Origin of the sequence: Desulfovibrio legallii, assembly GCF_900102485.1 — a bacterium.
GTDB lineage: Bacteria > Desulfobacterota > Desulfovibrionia > Desulfovibrionales > Desulfovibrionaceae > Desulfovibrio > Desulfovibrio legallii_A.
The window spans coordinates 13,801-34,940 of record NZ_FNBX01000003.1; the positions used below are offsets into that span (position 1 = coordinate 13,801).

The following is a 21,140-nucleotide window of genomic DNA, read 5'->3' on the forward strand; positions in this document are numbered from 1 at the left end:
GCCCGGCTGCGAGCCGGTTACGGCGCGGGGGCGGCCCCTTGCGCAGGGTGAGCGCGGGCTTGAAAATATTCCAGAATTTGTTCGGCTACTCCGGCGGACAGCCCGGCGGAGAGCATGGTCTCGTGCGTGCCGTCCGTCCAGCGCAAGGCAATGTTCTCCTCTTTGAGAAAACGGCCCCAGCCCTGGTAGACGTCGTTCAGAACAATCTGCGGATTAGCGGCAAAATCCCTGGCGCGCAGAAAAAGGATTTTGCTGTCCGAAGGCGTGGGGCGCGCGTAACGGGCGGCGGCAATGGCGTTGCCGCGATAGGTCTGGAGCAGGTTGTCCATCTGCACGGCGCTGAAGCCCGTGGGCAAAAGGCCTGAAGTTTCGCCGCAGGCCACCAGATAGGCCAGCTGCTCCGCCCTGGGAAGGGCGCGCAGCTTTTGCGGATCAAAGCTGAAACTGTCTTTGAGCAAGGTCTGCAGCAGCTCCACATCGTCCTGGGCGGCCATTTGCCGGGCGCGGCTGTTGTCGGCCACGGAATCCAGAATAACGACGGGTTCCGGCCGGCCACCCAGGGCCGCATAGCGGCAGGCCGCTTCATAGGCCAGCAGCCCGCCGAAACTCCAGCCGCCAAAGACGATATTTTCATCCGTCACGTTAAGAATTTCGTCCAGATAATAGGCCGCAAGGCTTTCCACCCGCTGCAATTCGGTATTGAGGGGCACGCGCTCCGGGCTGAAGCCGGCGGCCTCCACGGCATAAACCGAAAAATGGCCGCTCAGGTGCCGAGCCAGGTCGCTGTAACAAAAGACGCTGCCGCCCACAGGATGGAACAGAAACAGATTTTTGCCGCCGGGGCGGCTGCAGAGCCGCAGCACCGGGCTGCGGCGTTTTTCCGCCTTGCCTTCCACCAGCGCCGCCAGCTCCGCGATGCTGGAATGACTGACCAATTCAGATACGGCAACGTGCACGCCCAGTTCTTTTTCCATCAGGGCAATGAGCCGGACAGAAAGGATGCTGTGCCCGCCCAGGCTGAAGAAGCCGGCTTCCGCATCCGTTACTTCCACGCCCAGCAGACGCCGCCACAGGGCGGCCAGGCGTTTTTCCACAGGGCCGCGCGGTGGGCGGCCCTCAGAGGCGGCTGCACGCCCCAAGGGCGACGGCAGGGCTTTTTTGTCCACCTTGCGGTTAAGGGAAAGGGGCAGCTCCGTCATGGGCACAATATATTCCGGCACGCAGTGGGCGGGCAGACGTTGCCGCAGGTAGGCGCGCAGCGCCTCCGGGTCCGCCGCGCCCACCACATAGGCGGCCAGCCCCACTTCCGCGCCGCTGCGAAAAACGTCCGCCGTCACGGCCGCCTGGCGCACGCCGGGAAAGTCCGCCAGGGCCGCCTCCACCTCCCCTGTTTCCACCCGGTTGCCCCGGATTTTGACCTGCTGGTCCAGGCGTCCCCGGTAATAAACCAGCCCCTCCCGCACAACGCCCTGATCGCCGGTCCGATACCAGGGGCGGCCCGCCGCGACGACGTAGCCCCCAGGGCCGCTTCCCCCGGCGTACCCCCGCGCCACGCCCGCGCCGCCGATCCACAATTCGCCCGTGGTCCCTTCCGGCAGGGGCGCGCCCCCGGCATCGCGCACGGCAACCTTCACCCCATCCAGGGGGCGGCCCACGGGAAACATGGCAAAATCTTTATGATTTTTATAGGTAATGCGCAGGGCCGTGCTGTCTACCGTGCACTCCGTGGGGCCGTACACATTGTAGAGCACTACGCCTTCGTGCCCGGGCAGGGCGTAAAATTTACGAACCAGATCGGGCCGCAGCACCTCTCCCGCCAGCAAGAGGGTCTTGAGGGGCAGCGCCAGCCCTTCCTGCGCCAGATAGTCCACCAGCACGCTGAAAAAGGCCGGGGTCATGTCGCAGAGTTCCAGGCCCCGCAGACGCACGCAGCGGCAAAAGGCGGCGGGATTTTTGCGCTCCTCGTCAGAGAGCGTGTACAAACTGTTGCCGCAAAACGGTCCCACAGCCAGTTGCTGGATGGAGGCGTCGAAGGAAAGGGGGGCCACCAGCCCCACCCGGCGGCAGCCCGCCGCCAGCGGCCGCAGGGCCCGAAAAATGTGCAGCAGGTTGCGGCGCTCCGCCACCACCCCCTTGGGCGCGCCTGTGGAGCCGCTGGTATAGACCAGATAGGCCGCCTGTTCCGGCCGTGCGGCGGGCAGCGCCGCCCCTTGCTGCGGCAAGGCGTCTGCACCGAAGAGCTCCGGCGCGCCCCCCTCGGCGCGCGCCCTGGTTCTGCGGAGCAGCACGTTGTAGCGAAAGGCCGCGTCTTCTGCGCCCGCCGCCGAGTCCGCAACGTCCTGCGCGCCCCAGTCCTGAGCGCAGGACGCAAAGGTCACGCTTACGGGCACGGGGCACTGCGCCGCCCACTGGGCAAAAAAACGGCGGGGCACAAAAAGCTCCTCCGAGGCGACAAAGCGCAACAGCCCGGCCGTGCTCCCCGTGGCAGCGGCGTATTCTTTCAGCGCGGCCTCCAGGGCGTCCTTCCGGTCCAGGTCGCGCACCGCGCCCACCAGCACCGCGCCTTCCTCGTTCAGCAGGGCCACGGCCTGGTCCAGCACGCGGCGCAGATAGTTGTAGCCGGGGAAATTTTCCACCACGCCGTTGAGCACAATGGCGTCAAACCGCCGCCCTTCCAGAAAGCCGCAGTCCACAGCCTCCATGCGATGGGCTTTGATCCGCGCGCGCACGTTGAAACGCGCCGCCCGGTCCAGCTCGTTGCGGGCCAGGTCTATGGCCGCATACTCGTCGGCGGCTGCCGCCAGGGCCCGCGCCACACGGCCGGAGCCGCTGCCCAGGTCCAGCACCCTGGGGCTTCGGCGGCCCGCAAGCCCGCACAAGCGCACCACGGCGTCGGCCATGCGATCCAGCACGGCAGGGGCATAGGGCCGGGCGTCTCTGTCCGTAAGCCAGCCCTGGTCGCTGCCGGGCGCGGCCAGGCTTTCCCAGTATTCCGTGCTGCTCAGAACCGAGGGCGGTTCCAGCGCCTGGGCGCTGTCCGGCGCGTCCAGGCACAGCACATGACGCACGGCGGGATTTCTGTAACGCAGGTATTCCGCCTCACGCAGATGGGCGGCGTCGGCAATAAGCAGACGGGCGGGCCGGAGCATAATTTCCTTGCGCGGCAGGGGCTGTTCCGGCTCCACGGGCGCATAAACCGCGCCCGCGCGCAACACGCCCAGGGCGGCGGCCAGATAGAGCGCCCCCCGTGCGCAAAGCACGCCCACCACGGCTTCCGGGCCGTAGTTGCGCCCCTGAATAAAAAGAGCCACCCGCGCGGAAAGGGCGTCCAGCTCCGCAAAGGTCAGGCTTGTGCCGCCGCCGACCAGGGCTTCTGCCTGCGGATCGCGCGCCGCCACAGCGCAAAAAAGCTCCTCTAGCCCGGCCTGCTCCGGCAGGCTCGTCCACGGCCCGGAAGGCGGCTCCGGCAACGCGGCAGCGTCATCGTGGGTGTAGAGCGGGCCGGACGTTGGGCCTTGCGGCTGCCGCGCGGGCGCGGCAAGGGTAAAATCCCCGATCTTCATGTAGTGTTCCCCTGAACGACGCCGGCCAAAAACTGCCGATAGCCAGCCAGCCACTGCCGCGCGTCGGCGTCGTCCACGCGGCGCGGGTCATACTCGAACTGCAGAAGCAATGCGCCCTGCGCCGCCGTTGCCGTGCAGAGCAGGTCGCAGACCGGCATGCCGCCGGCCACCACAGCGGCATCGCTTTCCTCTTCGCCCAGCCAGACGAAGCCTGCGCGCAGCTTGTCTTCCTGCGTCAGCTTCGCCGGGGGCGTTCCCGCCCGACGCAGGGCCGCCTGGGTGTCGGCCAAAAGGGCTTCCAGCTCCGTGTCTTCCGTCAGCACAAAGGGCACGGCCCCGTGCGGCGGCACGGCTACAAAGAACCGATCCTTGCCGCTGATCCGCCGCAGCAGCACGGCAAACAGGGAGAGCGGCGTCACGGCCGGGTCCAGGCCCTTTTGCCGGGCCAGATCCGCAAGCCCCGCGACCAGGTCGGCCTCCAACGTTGCGCGGCAGCGCTGACGTGGCGGGCCGGGCGGTTCCGGCGTGAAGGCCAGGGGCGCGTCCGCCGGGCCGGCAACCATAAGCCGCAGCAGACGCAGGCAGTCTCGGGCCATGCGGGCCACGTCCGCAGCGCTGAACAGATCCGCGTAGTATTCCAGGGCAAAGCCGATGGCCTGCCCCGTATCGCTGGCAAAGATGGAAAGATCTGTCTTGCTGGCGTGCTTGTTGAAGCGCAGGGTTTCAAACAGGCCCTGCCCTTGAGCCGCGAACTCGAAATTCATGTAGGAAAGGATGATTTCCGACAAGGGCGAGCGGTCCGGCCAGGCGGTCTGGCGCAGGTCCGTCAGCAGGCTGTTGAGTATGTAGCCCTGATGACGCAGGCCCGCGTTGCTCGTCTGCCGGGTCCGCCGCAGCAGGTCGGCCAGGGGCAGGGACGGATCCACGTCCAGGCGCAAAGGCAGCACGGCGGCCAGCATGCCCGCGGTATTCAGGTGTTCGCCCCGGCCGTCTACAGAAACGGCCAGCACAATGTCCCTCTGCCCGGTCCAGGCCTGGGCCAGGAAGCTCCAGGCGCAGAGGGCCACATGGTAGGGGGTGACCCCCTCCCGCCGGGCCAGGGCCTGCACCCCCGCCGTCAAATCCGGCGGCAGATCGAATTCGTACAGCCCGCCCCGGCCGGTATGTACGCGCGGGCGGGGATAGGCGGCTGGCAGGTCCAGACGGGGCAGATCCCCTGCATAGATGTTCCGCCAGTAGGTTGCGGCGGCCGTGTCCGGGTGATGGACCTGCCGCCAGGCCAGATCCTTCATCTGGGCGCCCACCGGTTCCAGGGACAGGCCGTGGTACAGGCGGTAGAGGTCGGCGTTGAGCAGGGAAATGGTCCTGCCGTCGGCCAGCGCGTGGTGCACGTCCAGATAAAGCACGCGCGGCCCCTGGTCCGGCACAAGGAGCACGGCGCGGAAGCCGCCCTCCCGCCGCAGATCAAAGGGGCGGAGGCAGGCGTCCTTATGGGCCAGATCTGGCAGGCGTTTTTCGTCCAGTGTGAAGCCGGTAAAGGGGTGGATGACCATTTGCGGCCGCTCGGCCTCAAAATCGCAGAAGCTGGTGCGCAGCACCTCATGCCGCTCCACCAGCCGCCCCAGGGCCGCTTCCAGCCGGGCTTGGTCCAGATCCGGCGGCATGACCAGAAAGGCGGGCAGGTTAAAGCCCAGGCCGCCTTCGCTGACCATATCCGCATACAGAATGGCCAGTTGCTCGTTGCCCACGGGATACTTTTCCCGCTGGGGCGCGAATTCCGGCGCGGCCGCGGCGGGGGCTTTGGCGGCCGCGTCGGAGCCGGAAAAAGCATGACCGGCCAGGGCGCGGTCCACAATGTCGCCCAGGGTGTCGCTTTCCAGCAGGTCGGCCACGCTCAGGCTGACACCCACCTCTTTTTCCAGCCGGGAAACCACGCGGGTGGCCGTAATGGAATCGCCGCCCAGGTCAAAAAAGTCGTCCTGGCGGGTCAGGGGCTGATCGTGCCCCAGGCAGTCCCGCAGCAATTCCAGCAGCCCCGCTTCGGAAAGATCCCCGACGGCGGTTCCCGGCGCTGCGGCGGCGAAAATGGCTTGCGGCCCGGACGTCGCCGCCCCCGTCAGCGGGTGCGCAGACGTCGTTTGTGCGGATGACGCTTGGGCGGATAACATTTGCGCGGATGCTGCTTGCGCCCCCAGCTCGCTCGCCGCCGCATCCGCCTTGGCGAGGGGCGCGCTCCAGGGCAAGGCGGCGGGGTCTTCCCCGCGCATGCCCACCACCACCGTGTCCCGACCCGCGGCCAGGGCCGCCTCCAGCACGTCCAGAGCCTGATCGGGATGCAGGGCAAGGGCGGCCTGCGGGGCATCTTTCCCTTCTCCACGGCGTTTTGTCCGGCGCGCGGCCATGCCCAAACCGGACCAGGCGTTCCAGCAGATGGCCAGGGCGGGCAGGCCCAGGCTGCGCCGGAAGCGGGCAAAAGCATTCAAAAAGGCGTTGGCGGCCGTGTAGTCGCTCTGGCCGGGCGCGCCCGTGAGGGCGGTGCGGGACGAGGCCAGCACAAAGAAGGCCGGGGCGTCCTGCAGGGTAGCCTGGTGCAGGTTCCAGGCTCCCGTCACTTTCGGGGCCAGCACGGCGGCATAGTCCTCCCGTTGTCGGGTAAGCAGATACCCTGCCCCCGGCAGACCCGCCGCGTGGATGACGCCGCGCACGGGCCCCAGGTCCGCCCGCGCCTGGGCCAGCGCTTTTTGCAGGCTGGCGGCGTCCGTCACGTCGCAGGCGTAAGCCGGGAAGCCTTCCCCCTCTGACATGGCCGCATCCGGCCTGATTGCGTCTGTTTGGACCGCGCCGCCGGCCTGACCTGCCCGGCGGGAAAGCAACGCCACCTTTGCCCCGCAACGTTGCCGCAACTGCCGGGCCAGGGTCAGCCCCATGCCGCCCAGCCCGCCGCTGATGACCACGCAGCCGCCCCGCAGCCGTTGGGAGAGGTCACGGTCGGCGGTCGGCGTCGGCAGGCCCGGCCCCAGCGGGACCAGCGCACGGACCTTAAGCCCGCCGTCGGCCGTGGCCAACGAAACGCCGCATGCCCGGCGCAGAACATTTTTGAGCGCGCCGGGGGCCAAAGCGCCCTGCTCCTGCTCCAGGTAGGCGCAGCGCAGGTGCGGTTCCTCCCAGGGCAGGCAGAGCTGCGGCCCCTGATACAGGGCCGTGCCGGGGGCCGTACCGCCAAAGGCCCCGCGCCCCAGCACCGTCACGCGCAAGGGGCGGCGCAGCCCGGCGCGGGCCGTTTCCTGCAGCAGTCGGCACAAAGGCCAGGCATCGTCTTCCGCCGGGGGCAGGCAGAACACCTGCGCCGTTTGCCTGTCCAGCATTTCCCGCGCCAGGGCGCGGGCGGCCTCTCTGGTTTGCGGCCAGGGGCGACGCAGGCCCGCCAGGTCCGACAGGCCCGGCCAATCCCGATCCAGGGTGGCGTCGGGCGCGGCCAGCAGCACTGCGGCCGCCGGAGCGCAGTCTTCCCCACAGGCGTCCGTCGCCATGCGCTCCGGATCGCGCACGTCCGCTGCGCGCCAGTCAAGGCCGTACAGTTCCGGGATGGCCGCCGGGCCGGGCTGAGGGCTGTCCTCCGGTGCAGGCTCCGGGCCGCTCAGGGGCGCAGCCGCAGGAACGGCCTGCACCGACGCTGATATGGGCGTTGATACGGGCGCGGTCGGCGGCCCATCCGAAGCTGGAGCCGTAGGGAATGCCGCCGCGCCGCCGCTCAGGGGCAGGAACAGCAGATCCCGCAGGACTGCCGCGGCCCGGCCGGAGGCATCCGCAAGCAGGCAGTCCGCCCGCAGGGCGTCCGCCCGGCGTTCCGTCACTGTTACCAGCGCCAGCGCCAGCGCGGGCAGGGGCCGGTAAAGCCGCACCTCGGCGCAGGCTGCGGGCACAAAACCCGGCGCGCCCCGTAAGGCCAGGCTTACGGCCACGTCCAGCATGGCCGGATGCCAGCGGAAAGACGCGCTGTCGCCCTGGAAGGCCGTCGGCAGCCGCAACCGGGCCGCCAGGGTGCGGCCGTCCGCCGCCGCCCAGGTCTGTTCCCGGCAGCGCCAGCGCTCGCTCACCCGCACCAGGGCCGGGCCGTCTTCCGCTTCCAGCGGACGCAGGCCGCGCATAAAATTTTCCGGGTCCAGCGTCGGAGGCGCAGCGGCTTTGTCCGCCCAAGGCCGCAGGCGTCCTCCGGCCGCCGTTTGCCACACGCCGTTTGCGGCATGGCGCAGCTCCACGCGCAGTTCCCCCTGCCGCTCCTGCGGGGCTGTCCGGACCAGCAGGGTCACGCGGCTGCCGGGGCCGCAGGTTACCGGCCTGCGCCAGCGCAGGTCTGTCAACAGCAGGGGCGCGGCCCCGCCCAGGCCGCCCAGCAGGTCCGGCAAAGCCATGCCCACCAGCACGGGCACGCCGTTGATGCAGTGCTCCCTGGCGGGCCAGAAGTCCGCCCTGTCCACGGCCAGCGCGCGGACCTCCCCCTCGGGCGTGGACACGGGCGCGGAAAGAAACCGGGCCGCAAACCGGGGCCAGAGCCTGCGCCGCTCCAAGGGCGTGGAGGGCAGGTGCAGCCGGTACAAGGGTTTATCCTGCGGCCAGAACAAGGTTTCCCCCGCCATAAAGGCCTGCGCCGCTTCCCGCGCAACCTCCGGCGCGGCAAAGCCTGCGCCCGGCCTGCGGGGGGGCGCGTTGCGTCGGCTTTCCCTCTCTCGCCCAGGATGCGCGCCCACATCCGTCACGGACAGCTCGTCGACCAGCTGGTCCAGCAGTTCCTGGCGGCTGTGCGCCGCCAGGGCCGTGCGTACGCGCAAATGTTCCCGCCCCTCCATCAAGGTGGCGGCCACGGCGTGCAGGGGCCAATCCGCATGGCGCAGCAGGGCCGCGTGCAGCTCGGCGGCGTAAGCGCGCAGACTTTCCGCGTCTGGCGCGGAAAGGGGCACGCACGCATAACCGCCGTCGTCCCTTGGCAAAGGGGCAGGCGGCTGTTCCGCCAGCACCACATGGGCGTTGACGCCGCTCAGGCCAAAAGAGCTTACGCCGCAACGCCAGGGCCGCTCCAGCGGCGGCAGGGGTTCCGGACGTTGCGGCACGCGCACGGGCGCGGCGGCAAAGTCAATGCGGGGGTTGGGCCGCATAAAATACGGCTGCGGCGGCACAACGCCCTGTTGCAGGCAGAGTACGGCCTTGGCCAGGCCAAGAGCCCCGGCGGCGGCGTCCAAATGGCCGAAGTTGCCTTTGACCGAGCCGACAAACGCCTTGCGCGCCGGATGGGCAGCCTCTTGTGGTTGCTGCGGCGCGGCGCTTTCCTCCCTGTTCTGCACGGTGGCCGCCGCAAGGGGCTCCGCGCAGGCCAGACGCAGGCCTTCGATCTCCACGGGGTCGCCCAGGGCTGTGGCCGTGCCGTGGGCCTCAAAAAAGTGCAGGTCCGTAGGACGCAGACCCGCTTCACGCGCGGCCTGGCCAATAACGGCGGCCTGGGCCGCCGGGTTGGGCGCGGCCATGCTGGAGGAACGGCCGTCCTGATTGACGGCGCTGCCAAGGATGACGGCGTGCACGGCGTCCTTGTCCCGCAGCGCCTGCTCCAGAGGCTTGAGCACGAAAACCGCCGCGCCCTCGCCCGCGCCCACGCCGTCGGCGTCGGCGTCAAAGGCGCGCGTGCGGCCCGAAGGGGCCTCAATGGCAAAAGGCGCGTCCGTTTTGATCGGCAAATCCAGAAGGTGCGCCCCGCCCGTCAGGGCCACGTCGCACTCCCCTGCCTGCAGGCTGCGGCAGGCCTGGTGCAAGGCCGTCAGGGCCGAGGAGCAGGCCGTATCCACGCACGCGGCGGGGCCGCGCCAGTTTTTCAGATAACTCAGCCGGGCCGCCGTATTGGATGGCACGTTGAGCAGATAGATCTGCTCAGCCTGTTCGGGAAAAGCGCGGGTTACGGCGTTCTGGAACAGGCGCACGGGGCTTGCGCCCACAAACACGCCCACCCTGCCGTCCTGCAGGGCCGCGCCGCCGTAGCCCGCGTCGTCCAGAGCGCGCAGGGCCGTTTCCAGAAAAAGCCGCTGCTGCGGATCCAGCAGGCTCGCATCGTGGGGCGCAAGGCCCAGCCTGCGGCAGTCAAAAGAGGAAATATCCGAAAGATAGGCGGCCTCGCGCAGTTTCTCCGGCGCAAAGGGCAGGCCCGCGGCCTCAAAAATCTGCCGCACTTCCTCGCGTCGGCTTTCCGGCAAAGGCACGGTCTTGTCCGCGCCCGCGCGCAGGTCGCTCCAGAGCTGTGCCGCATCTGCATAGTCCGCCAGGCGCACGGCCAGGCCGATAACGGCCACCGGCCCGGCATGACGCGCCTGCGGGGCCGCAGCAGCGGGCTGGTGGGCGCTTTCCGGCGGCGCTTTTTTGCCCGCAGCGCGCAGAATATGCTGCGCCTGCGCCAGCATGCTGCTTGCGGCAAACAGTCCGGCCAGGCTGAACACGCCGGGCCAGCGTTTTTCCAGCAGGGCGTGCAGCCGCACCAGCAAGAGTGAATTGCCGCCCGCCGCAAAAAAGCCCTGGTCCGGGCCGGGCGTCACCTCCGGCATGACCGCGCGCCAGACGGCCCGCACCTCGGCCAGAACGGCCGCTTCCCGCGCATCCCGCCCGCCCTGCCCGGTCTGCCCGATTTGGGCATCCGTCCTTTGCGGCGCGGCGGCCTTGCCAGCCTTGGGCGCATCGTCCCCCAGGGGGCGGCCCTGCAGCCGTTTGCGGTCGGCCTTGCCGGACGGGCTCAGCGGGATGCTCTCCACCACAAAACAGCGCGCCGGGTGCATGTAAAGCGGCAAAATGCCAGCCAGCTCCGCTCGCAAAGGGCTAAGCGCCAGGCGCGCCCCGGCCTGGGGCAGCAAAAAGGCTTCCAGCGCGGCATAGCCGCCCAGACTGCCCACCCGCGCCACAGCCTGAGCCACGCCTGCGCAGCGGCCCAGGGCCGCCTCCACTTCGCCCAGCTCCATGCGGAAGCCGCGAATTTTCACCTGATCGTCGTTGCGGCCCAGGTATTCCAGCTGTCCATCCGCATTCCAGCGGCCCAGATCGCCCGTGCGGTACATGCGCCCGCCGGGCGTGAAGGGATCGGGCAAAAAGCTCCGGGCCGTAAGGTCTGGCCGCTGCAGATAGCCCTGGGCCACCTGCACGCCCGCGATGTACAGCTCGCCGCTGACGCCAATGGGCACGGGCCGTTGCCGACCGTCCAGCACATGCATGCGGGTGTTGGCCACGGGCCGTCCGATGGGCGGCGCATGGGGGGGCGTGGGCCGACAAGGCTGCCAGGTCACATCAATGGCGGCTTCTGTGGGGCCGTAAAGATTGTGCAGTTCCGCCCCAAGCAGGGCGTTGTGCCGGGCCGCCAGCTCGCGCGGCAAAGCCTCTCCGCTGACGAAAACATAGCGCAGGCTCGCCAGTCGGGGCAGGTCTGCGGGGTACAGATCCAGGTGGTCCAGAAAGGCCCGCAGCATGGAGGGCACAAAATGCAGCACTGTTACCCGGCGGGTCTCCACGGCAGCCACGATGGCGGCAGGGTTCATTTCTCCGCCCGGTTCCAGCAGGGCGAGACCCGCCCCCTGCCAAGACCACCATAAAAGTTCCCACAGCGAAACATCGAACGTGACGGCGGTTTTTTGCAGCACCACATCGCCGGGACCGATGGGAAAGCGGGCCTGCATCCAGCCCAGACGGTTGCACAGGGCGCGCTGTTGCGTGGGCACGGCCTTGGGCCTGCCCGTGGACCCGGAGGTGAAAATGACGTAGCTGACGGCCTCCGGTCCTGTGGGGGGCCGCTGCCGCCGGGGGGGCGCGCCCTCCCCCGCCGTTGCGGCGGCTTTGAAAATGGCCGCGTCAGGCGTAAGCACGGGCCGCCCGCAGGCCTGAAAGGCGGCCGCCAGATGCGGCGCGCAGACAATGGCGCAGGGGCCCAGATCTTCCAGCATGCCGGCCAGGCGTTCCGGCGGCGTATCTGCGGACAGGGGCACATAGGCCGCGCCCAGACGCAGCACGGCAAATACGCAGACCAGCATGGGCAGCGACCGCTCAAAGCAGACGCCGACATAATCTCCGCGCCGCAGGCCATGGTCTTCCAGCCAGGCGGCCAGGGCTTCCGTCTGGGCGTCAAAGGCCGCATAGGTGACCGTCCGGCCTGAGGCTTCCAGCACAGCCGGGGCCGTGGGCGCGCGCGCAACGATGGCGGCAAAGCGGCTGTCGGGGGCGCTTTCCAGGTCCAGGGCTTCTTCCGTGGCGTTCCAGGCGGCAAGGCGGGCGCGTTCCGCATCCGGCAGTATTTCCAGTTCGGCCAGGGGTGCCTGCCCGGCCTGCAAAGCCGCGTCCGCCAGCACAAGCAGGCGTTGGGCCATAAGGGCGACGCTTTCCGGCCGGAACAGAGCCGTGCTGTATTCCAGATGCAGGTCGCAGCCGCCGTCGGGCCGTTCCCGAAAATACAGGCTCAGGTCAAACTTGCTGGCGCTGTGGGGCAGTTCCACGGGGGTCAGCCGCAGGGGCGGGCGGCCCCAGTGCGCCCAGGCGGCGCCCTCCAGAGCCACAAAGACGTCAAAAAGCGGATTGCGCGCCGGGTCGCGCGTTTCTTCCAGGGCCTCCACCAGGCGCTCAAAGGGGCAGGGCTGGGCCGCCAGGGCCTGCCGCAGATTGCCGTCCACCGCCCGCGCCAGGCTGTCGAAGCCCTGTGCGGCGTCCACCTGGGCGCGCACGACCAGGGTATTGACCAGCAGCCCCACCAGGCCCTGGGTTTCCTCCCGCTCCCGGTTGGCCGCCGGAAAGCCCAGCAGCATGTCCGTCTGGCCGGTATGGCGGTAAAGCCAGGCGGCCGTCAGGGCCAGCAGCACGGCAAAAACCGTTGTGCCCCGTTCCCGCGCCAGGGCCTTCAGGGCCAGGCTGCGGTCCCGGCCCAGGTCCAGAACGTGCACGCCGCCTTCCAGGCCGCGCACAGCGGGCCGGGGAAAGTCCAGGGGCAGGCGCAGGCGTTCCGGCAGGGGGGTCAGGCTGTTTTGCAAAGCCGCAAATTCCGGGCTTGCCGCTGTTTCCTGTTCCGCAGCCCAAAGGACGCAGCTGGCGTAATCCAGCGGCAGCGGCCGCCAGTCCGGGGCTGTGCCGTCGCGCGCGGCGGCGTAGGCCGCGTTGAGTTCACGGAGGACGATTTCCGCCGACCAGCCGTCGAAAATGGCGTGGTGGAAGCAGAACAGCAGCGTTTGGCAGTCCTGCGCCTCACGGAACAGAAGCGCCCGCACCAGGGGTTTGTCCGCGCCCAGGTTCAGTTGCACGGCGGCATAGGCCGCTGCCGTGAAAGATTCGTCCCGCACTTCCAGGCGCAGACCGCCGGGGGGGGCCAGGGTCTGTTCCGGCGCGTCCGCCGCCAGGCGCAGGCGCAGGGCATCGTGGCGCGTTTCCAGCAAGGTCAGCGCCTGTTGCAGGATTGCCGGATCCAGGGGCGCGGCCGGACGAGCCGCAAAGGGGATCACATAGGCCGCGCCGCCGTGCAGCCGCTGCAAAAACCAGATCCGCCGCTGGGCCGGCGACAAGGGATAGCGCTCCCGCGCGGGCGCGCGGGGAATGGGCCGCGCTGTTCGCACCGGGTTCAGGCGCGCGGCCAGGGCGCGGGGACTGGGGTAGGACAGGATGTCCTTGATGTTTGCGGCCAGGCCCAGGTTCTTGTGCAGCCAGGCCAGCAGACGCATGGCCAGCAGGCTGTGCCCGCCCAGCGCGAAAAAGTCCGCGTCCGCATCGGGCAAGGGGCAGTCCAGCACGGCGGCGTAGCCCCGGCGCACCTCCAGCGTCAGATCCGCCGCCCCTTCGGCGGGTTCCGGCGCGCCCGTCCGTGCGGCGGCCCGCACCTCTGGCCGCACTGCGGCCTCGGCAACAGCGGTTTCGGGCCGGTTTTCTGGGGCGTCGGCCATGCTCCGCAACGCGGTCTGGGCCGCTTCTTCCAGCATGCGGCAGGGCACGGCGGCAAGATCCGCGGCCCCGGCGGCCGTTTCCAGCGTCCGGCGCAGCCCTTCCCGCAGGGCGTGGACCCGCTCTGCGGGAAGACGCAGGGGATCGTACAAAAAGCGGCAGCGCAGCCGCGTGCCGGGGATGACGGTAATGCCCAGCGGATAGGGAATTTTTTCAAATCCCTGCACATCTTCCAGGCGCACAGCGCCATGGAGAAAGGCGGTATCCAAAGGATAATTTTCAAAGACCATCAGGTGGTCCAGCAACTCCCCTTTGCCGCTCCGGTTCAGAGCGGCCAGGGGCAGGTGGCCGTGGCGCATCTGTTCCAGCCCCTGCGCGCCGACCGCCGCAAGCGGCGCACCGAGCGCCTCCCCTGCCCGCCAGCGCACCCGCAGCGGCAGGGTGCGGACAAACAGCCCAACGGCCCGGTCCATGCCTTCCAGCTCTGCCGGACGGCCGGAGGTGACCACGCCGAAGACCACATCCCGACGCGCGGCGTTGACCGCGTGCAGCACGAAGGCCCAGCAGGTCTGCACCAGAGTGGAAAGGGTCACGGCCGCGTTTCTGGCCAGGCTTTCCAGCCGCGCGCTCTGGGCGGCGGCAAGGGCGAACTCCTCGCTGACGGGGTCCACGGCGTTTGCCCCCGGCGCTTCCGGCGGCGCGTCGGCCTTGGGCGGCAGCACGCCCGTGGGGCCGACAAAATCCCGCAGCAGGCCCGCCCAATAGTCGGTGGCCGCCCGCGCGTCGTAAGCGGCCAGCCAGCGCGGATAGGCTTCCGGGTCCGGGGGGGGCGGCAGAGGCGCGGCCTGCCCTTCTCCGGCCGCATAGAGAACGAACAGCTCCCGCAGCAAAACGCCCATGCACCAGCCGTCCATCAGCACATGGTGGAAGCACCAGGAAAAGACCGTGCGCCCTTGCGGCAACTGAAAAAACTGGGCGTGCAGCAGCGGCCCCCGGCTCAGGTTGAAGCCCCGCATCCGCCGCGCGCGCAGCAGGCTTTCCAGCTCCGCGCTGGCCGCCGTTTCCGGCAGATGCGCAAGGTCGTGGAACTCCAATCCGGTGCGGGCCTCGCGCAGGAGCACACGATAAAAATCTCCCACATGCAGCGCGGGAAACAGGGAGCGCAGGGCCGCGTGCCGCGCGGGCAGCTTCCGCCAGGCCTGCACCAAGGTCGGGATATCCAGCGGCCCACTGCAATAAAAGACCACCTGCTGCGTATAAACGTCGTTGCCCGGCAACAGCGTTTGGTACAGCAGGGGTTCCTGACCGGGGTGGGGCCGGGAGATGCGCTCCACCTCCGCCGGCGTGCAGCCGCAGGCGTCCTGCACGGCCGCCAGATCGGCTTCAGATGGGAATCCAGACCGGGCGCGCAAGGCCTGCGTCCAGGCGGCGAGCAGAGTCTCCACCCAGGCTGCGGACAGAACTTGCGGGTGGAACCAGGCCTCCAGATGCAGCGCGCCGTCAGCCGCCAGCCAGACGGTCAGCTCCAGGGGCGCTTCCGGCGCGTAGTCCGGGGGCAACAGTTCGGGCAGGGCTCCGGGCAAGAGCGCCGCCAGGGGCGGGGCGTCCTCGCCTTCCTGATCATTGTGCGCCAGCTGACCGAGATAATTGCAGGTTATCTGAGGACGGCGGTCTAAAGCCTGCGGGGCCGCCGCCCGCAGCCAGCCGTAGGCCACGCAGGCGCGCGGCGAAAAATGCCGCGCAAGCCACGGGGCCACAGCCGCGCGGGCCGGGGCGTAGTCGGCGGCCGGGGCCAGAGGCATGGGGCAGACAGCCGTAAACCAGCCCAGGCTGCGGCTCAGGTCCGCGCCGGGCAGAAGGTCGCTGCGCCCGTGACTTTCCAGGTCAAGGCGGACGGCCTCCCGCTGGCCGACGGCGTACAGGGCCTGGGCCAGAGCCGCAAGCAGGTCGGCAAGAACCGCAGTCCCGCCTCCGGCGTCCTCCGCCGCCCCTTTGCCGGACGTATACTCCGGCAGCCGCGCGCCGCGCCGGCAGCGCTCTGCCGCCCTGTCCTGCGCCTGGGGATTGCGCGCGCAAAGCGCGCCTGTGGGCGCTGTGCAGACCTGGGTCCACAAGGCCTGCTGCGCTTCTGTGGGAAAGACGCCCGCTTCCGCCAGGCGGGCCGTTTCCAAGGCATGCCGGGCAAAGCCGCAGCCTTCGGGCGCAAGGCGGCCCGTGCCGCAGAAATGCGTCCAGCTTTCGCGCAACACGCCGCAGGAAACGGCGTCCAGCACCAGGTGGTGACCCAAAAGCAGCAAAAAACGCCGCGCGCCCCTTTCCAGCAGCAGGGCCGTCAGAACTTTGCCCGCCGCCGGGTCCAGATCCGGCGTCATTTCGCTCACGGCCCGGCGCAGCAGCGGCAGCCAGGCCGCGTCAGCCTCCGCGCGCTTCCGGCGCAGGGAAATGGCCTGGGGCCGCGCCAGCGCCACGGCCTGCTCCGGCGTAAAGGCCAGACGCAGGACTTCGTGCTCTTGCGGCAGGCCGCCCAGCCAGGCTTCCGCCGCGGCGCTCGGAACGTCCGCCGCCACGGGCAGCGGCAACAGCATGCGGAAGGACCGCCATTGTTCGCCCAGGGCCGCAAGCATGCGGCGCGGCAGGGGCGGCAGGAGCACGCGGCTGCCGGGCGCAAGCGGGGCCGACGCTTGCGGGAGAACCGCCGGAGCAGCCGTCAGTCGGGCGCAAAGATCCGCAAAACGGGGCGTGCGCAGAAAATCCGGCGCGGTAAGGGCCGTTACCCCCTGACGCCGCAGCAGACCGGTAAGCTGAATGGCTTTGATGGAATCGCCGCCGTCCTGAAAAAAATCGCTTTCTTCACCCACGGAGGCGGCGCTGGCCGGCAGCAGAATGCGCGCCCAGGCGCTGGCCAGCATGTTGCGGGCGGCGCGGCCGACCTCGTCCTGAACTTCATGGCGAACCGAATGGCTGGCCGGGCGGCTAACCGCATCATTGGCAGAATCAGAAGAAGACGCAGGGGACAGGCCGGGGGCTGCGGCCTGGCAAGGGCGGGGCGCATGGTTGGCGTCCTGGCCGTGCGCTGCCCGGCGCTCAGGGCCATCGTCCAGATCGCGGGCAAGGGCTGCGGCCAGTTCTTCAAGCAGCTCCGGCCCGTCCGGGAGGCGAGCCGCGTCGTATTCCAGCACCAGACGGCAGTCCGGACCGGTTTGCAGGGTAAAAGCGCCTGCAAATTTGCCTGCCCGCAGCACGGGTTCCAGCCGCCGCAGCTCAAGCCCCACGGCCGTCACGGATTCCTGGACCGCGTGCGTCGCCAGAAATTCGGGCACAAAGCCGGGCAGCGGGCAGCGGCCGTGGGCGGCTGCGGCGCGCAGTTGTTCCGCCGCGGCGGCGACAAGGCTGGCCAGAGCCTGCGGACCGCAAGCCGGGCAATCCTCGCCAGCCCCCAGCCGCAGAGGTACGGTACTGACGTAAAAACCGGCGGTCTGCGCTTCCTCCGGGGTTTCGCGCAGGCCCACGGGCACGCCCAGCAGGGCCGCCGCGCGCCCATAGCGCCGGCAAAGAAAACGCCCGGCCAGCGCGGCGAAGCAGGCCAGCGCGCTGGCCCCGCAGCGCCGGGCCAGGGCTTCCAGCCCAGCCGCCGTGGGGGGCGGCAGGTCCAGGCCGGTCATGGCTCCCTGCCGGGCGGCGGGCGGCGCGGTTTCCGGCAAAAGGGGCGGCACGGGCGGCTCCAGCACGGCGCGCCAGTGGGCCGCATCCGCCGTCTGGGCCGCAGAGCGGGCATATGCGGCCTCTTTTTGGCAGAAGGCCGCCTGGGTGGACAGCAAGCCCGGCGGCGCGGCCTCCCCGCGCAGATGGGCGAGCGCGTTGCGCAGCAGCATGTCCAGGGTTGCGCCGTCGCCGGCCACATGGTGCAGCAGCAGCAAAACCCGCACGGCGTGGGGCAGACGCACGGCCAGCAGACGCACAGGCGGCGCGGACCGCAGATCAAAAGGCGCGTGGATGCGGGCGTCGCACAGCGCCTCTGCGGCCGCCGCGTCGGCGCAGTGCGCCCATTCCAGCGCGACGTCCGCGTCCTTAAGTCCAAAATGGGGCTGGTCTATTTCTCCTTCCAGGACGCACCGCAGCAATTCCTGGTTGTTAACGGCCCGGCGCAGCCCCTCCAGGAAATCCTCAGTCCGGGGGCCGCGCGCTTCCAGCAGCAGGGGCATGTGGTAGTCGGCCGCGTCGGGGTGGGCCTCCTGATAAGCCCACAAGCGGTATTGGCCAGCGTTCAGGGGGGCTTGCGCGCACGGGCGGTCCGCAGCCCGCGCGTCCTCCCGGCGCAGCAGGGCGGCCAGATCCGCCAGGCTGGCGCAGGCCGCCAGACTGCGGTAGGAAATATCAGCCTGAAACTGTTTGTGGATTTCGCGCAGCAGGGCCATGCCGTTGAGACTGTTGCCGCCCTGCTCGAAAAAACTTTTTTCCGGGTCGCAGGCCCGGCCCAGCACACGCTCGCAGACCGCCCGCAGACGCGGATCAAAAGGACGCGCGCTTGCAGGCCCGCCGGACAGCCCATCGGCGCGTTCGCCAGAGCATTCGGCGGGCAGATCGCCGGAGCGCTCCGCCCCAGGCTCTGGGGAGGGACGTTGCGCGGCCAGCGCCTGTAAGGCCTTGCGGTCGATTTTGCCTGTGGCTGCCGTGGGCATGGCCGCAAGAACGCGCCAGACGGAGGGCAGCATATAGTGCGGCAGGTGGGCGCGGCTCCAGGCTATGACGCCGTTGCTGGCGGCCCCTGGGCGCAGCACCAGAAAGGCGGCCAGGGTTGTCTGCCCCGCGCTGTCCGGCACGGGCAGCACCGCGGCCTGGGCCACCTCCGGGCAGGTTTCCAGCAGAAAGGCCGCCTCCGCCGGTTCCACCCGGTTGCCGCGCACCTTTACCTGGTCGTCGGCCCGGCCCGCCAGCAGCAGTGCGCCCTGCGGAGACCAGCGCGCCAGGTCGCCGGAGGCGTAGGCCCGTTCCTCCCCTTCCGCCGGGGGGCGAAAGCGCTGTGCGGTCAGTTCCGGGTTGCGGTGATAGCCCAGGGCCAGGCTGGCCCCGCCGATCCAGAGTTCGCCCAGCATGCCTGCGGGCAGCCGCCGCCCCCGCGCATCCCGGATGGACACGCTGACATTGGGCAAGGGCCGCCCCGCGCTGAGGGGGGGCTGCGCGGCGGGGTCCACCTTCCCCATGCTGGCGCAGACGCAGGCTTCCGTGGGGCCGTAGGCGTTGAAATAGCGCAGAGAGCTGGCATACCGCAGGGCGTCTGCGGCCACGGGCGGTTCGCCCGCTGTGATAAGCGCCCGCAGCGAGGGCAGAGGCTCGCCCTCGAACAGGTTCAGGTAGGAAGGCGGCAGAGTGGCCACGGTAATGCCGTTATCCTTCAAGTATTGCTTGAAGGACCAGGGCGCGCTGCGGCGCTGCTCGCCTACGGGATAAAGGCAGGCCCCGGAAAGCAGGGCCATAAAAATTTCCGACAGCGAGGCGTCGAAGATGGGCGGCGCGAACAGCAGGACGCGGTCTTCGGCGCTCAGGCCCAGCAGCTCCATCTGCCCCTGGATCATGTTGGCAAAGCCCCCGTGCGGGACCAACACGCCCTTGGGCCGCCCTGTAGAACCGGAGGTATAGATGAGGTACGCGCCTTCCGCCGGCTCCGGCGGCTCCGGCAGCGCTAACGGTTCCGACAGGGGCGCAATGCCCCCCGCCGCGTTCCAGAAGTCCTGATCTTCCGGGTCCAGGGGGCCGCAGCGCAGAGCGGGGCCGGCGTCTTCCAGAATATAGGCCAGCCGTTCCGGCGCGCTTTGCGGATCCACAGGCAGGTACACGGCCCCCAGGCGCTGGATGCCCAGGATGGTGGCGGCCAGATGCAGGGTGCGCCCGGCAGCCACGGCCACAATGTTCCCGCGCCCCACCCCCGCCGCTGCAAGCCTGCGGGCCCGGCGCAGAGAATCCTCCCGCAGCTCCGCGTAACTGCAGACGCGGCCCGCCTCGTCCTTTACGGCCGGCCGTCGGGCGCAGCGGGCCGCTACGGCGTCGAAAAGTGCGGGCAGAGAGCAGAGGGCATACTGTCGTCGGGGGCCGCGCTCCCAGCGGGTCAGTTCCTGTTGTTCCGCGTCCAGCAGATAGTTCAGATCCGGCAGATCCGCCCCGGCGGCCAGCTGGCAGAGCAGGCTTTCCAGGCGCGCCACAAAGCGTTCCACATCCTGTTCCGTCAAGTGGTTGCGGCTGCTGCGCACGGTAAGGGAGTACAGCTCGGAACGCGGCTCCCGCATAACCAGCATGCCCAGCAGCACGGGCTCCTTGGGGCTGTGGCGTTGTTCCGCCGCCAGAATGGGAAATTCCGGCGTGCCGGGGGGCGTATTGGGCAAAAAATTAACAAAAGCGTCCGCCAGGAAGGAAAAATTTTTGCCCTCCAGACGGCGGGCCGCCAACTGGTAAGGTGTGCGCACATGGCGGTAAAAAGTGGCGTTTTGCGCGGCGACGGCCGCCAGCAGCCCGGCGAAGCCGTTTTTCCCGCCCACATCCAGCAAAAGGGGCGGCAGCGCCATCAGGGCCCCCTGCCGCCGATGGAGCGTCTTGCGCTCGCCGAAAGCCGTGGGCCCAAGCACCACTACCTGCTCTTCCCCGCCCATAAAGGAAACAGCCAGCGCGTAAAGCGCGGTAAAAAGCACCGCAGGGCTGACCTTGTGGGCGGCCATGAGCGCTGTGGCCGCACGGGAGGCCGCCGCGCTGAGAAGAAATTTTTTGTGGCGGCTTGCCCCCAGCACATCGGGCTTGCCGGGCAGAGGGGGCAGAATGCGTTTTTCGGGCAGGGCAGCCAGGTGCTGTTCCCAGAAGGCCATATCCCTGGCAAAGCGTGGGGAGGCGAAGTGGGCTTGTTCCTCGCGCCAGGCCGCATCGCAGGGGGCGGGTTCGCCCAGGTCCAGGGCCTGCCCGCGCGTCAGGGCGGAGTAACTGTCCGCAATGGTGGACATATGGAAGAAGAACCCCAGGCCGTCCAGCACCAGGTGGGAGCATTTAAAGGCAAAGACGCTTTGATCTGCGCCCGTGCGCACCAGAGCGTAGCGGATGAGGGGGTTTTCCACGGGTTCTTCAAAAAAAGCGTCGATCAGCCGGTCGGCTTCTTCGGCAGGGTCGGGCGCGCGGCTCGCGTCCAGCACGCGGAAGTCCGGATCCGCCCCTTCGCCGGGCGCAAAGCAAGGCTCGTCGCCGTCCTCGCGCAGAACGGCCGCAGGCAGGGGCGTCCAGTGCAAAGCCTGGCGCACGGCCTCGCGCAGCCGGCGCGCGTCGGGCAGCGCGCCCACATAGAAGCAGCCGCGGATGGAGGTTTCCGCATAATCGGTCAGGGCCATCCTGGCGGACAGCCACAATTCCCGCTGGCACGCGGTTAATGGAACCCTGGCGGGCGAACCGAGTGCGTCTGCGGGCGCGTTCCGGGATGAGATGGGGGCTGTGCCGTGCCGTTGTTCCGGATCCGCCGCCTGTAGGGGCTTTATCGCCATGCGTACCTCGCCGTATAGTGCAAAATAGCGCATAAAACGTGTAATGGCAAGGTTTATATATACAATGGAACCCGATTGTCCTATACTGCCTTACCCGCTAAAAGATTGGGCGCCGTCGCCCCCTCCGTCGGCC

Annotated in this window: 2 protein-coding genes; both read right to left on the reverse strand. The window is 69.1% G+C overall.

The features are described 5' to 3' along the window. Positions 1 to 17 precede the first annotated feature (17 nt). Positions 18 to 3,563 (reverse strand): AMP-binding protein, encoded by a 3,546-nt coding sequence (locus BLS55_RS02440; RefSeq protein WP_092152782.1) that lies wholly within the window; start codon positions 3,561 to 3,563, stop codon positions 18 to 20. Next, positions 3,560 to 21,040, reverse strand: coding sequence for a non-ribosomal peptide synthetase (locus tag BLS55_RS02445; protein WP_092152783.1), 17,481 nt, complete (start codon positions 21,038 to 21,040; stop codon positions 3,560 to 3,562). Before BLS55_RS02445 ends, BLS55_RS02440 begins: the two co-directional genes overlap by 4 nt. Between the last annotated feature and the right edge of the window lie 100 nt (positions 21,041 to 21,140).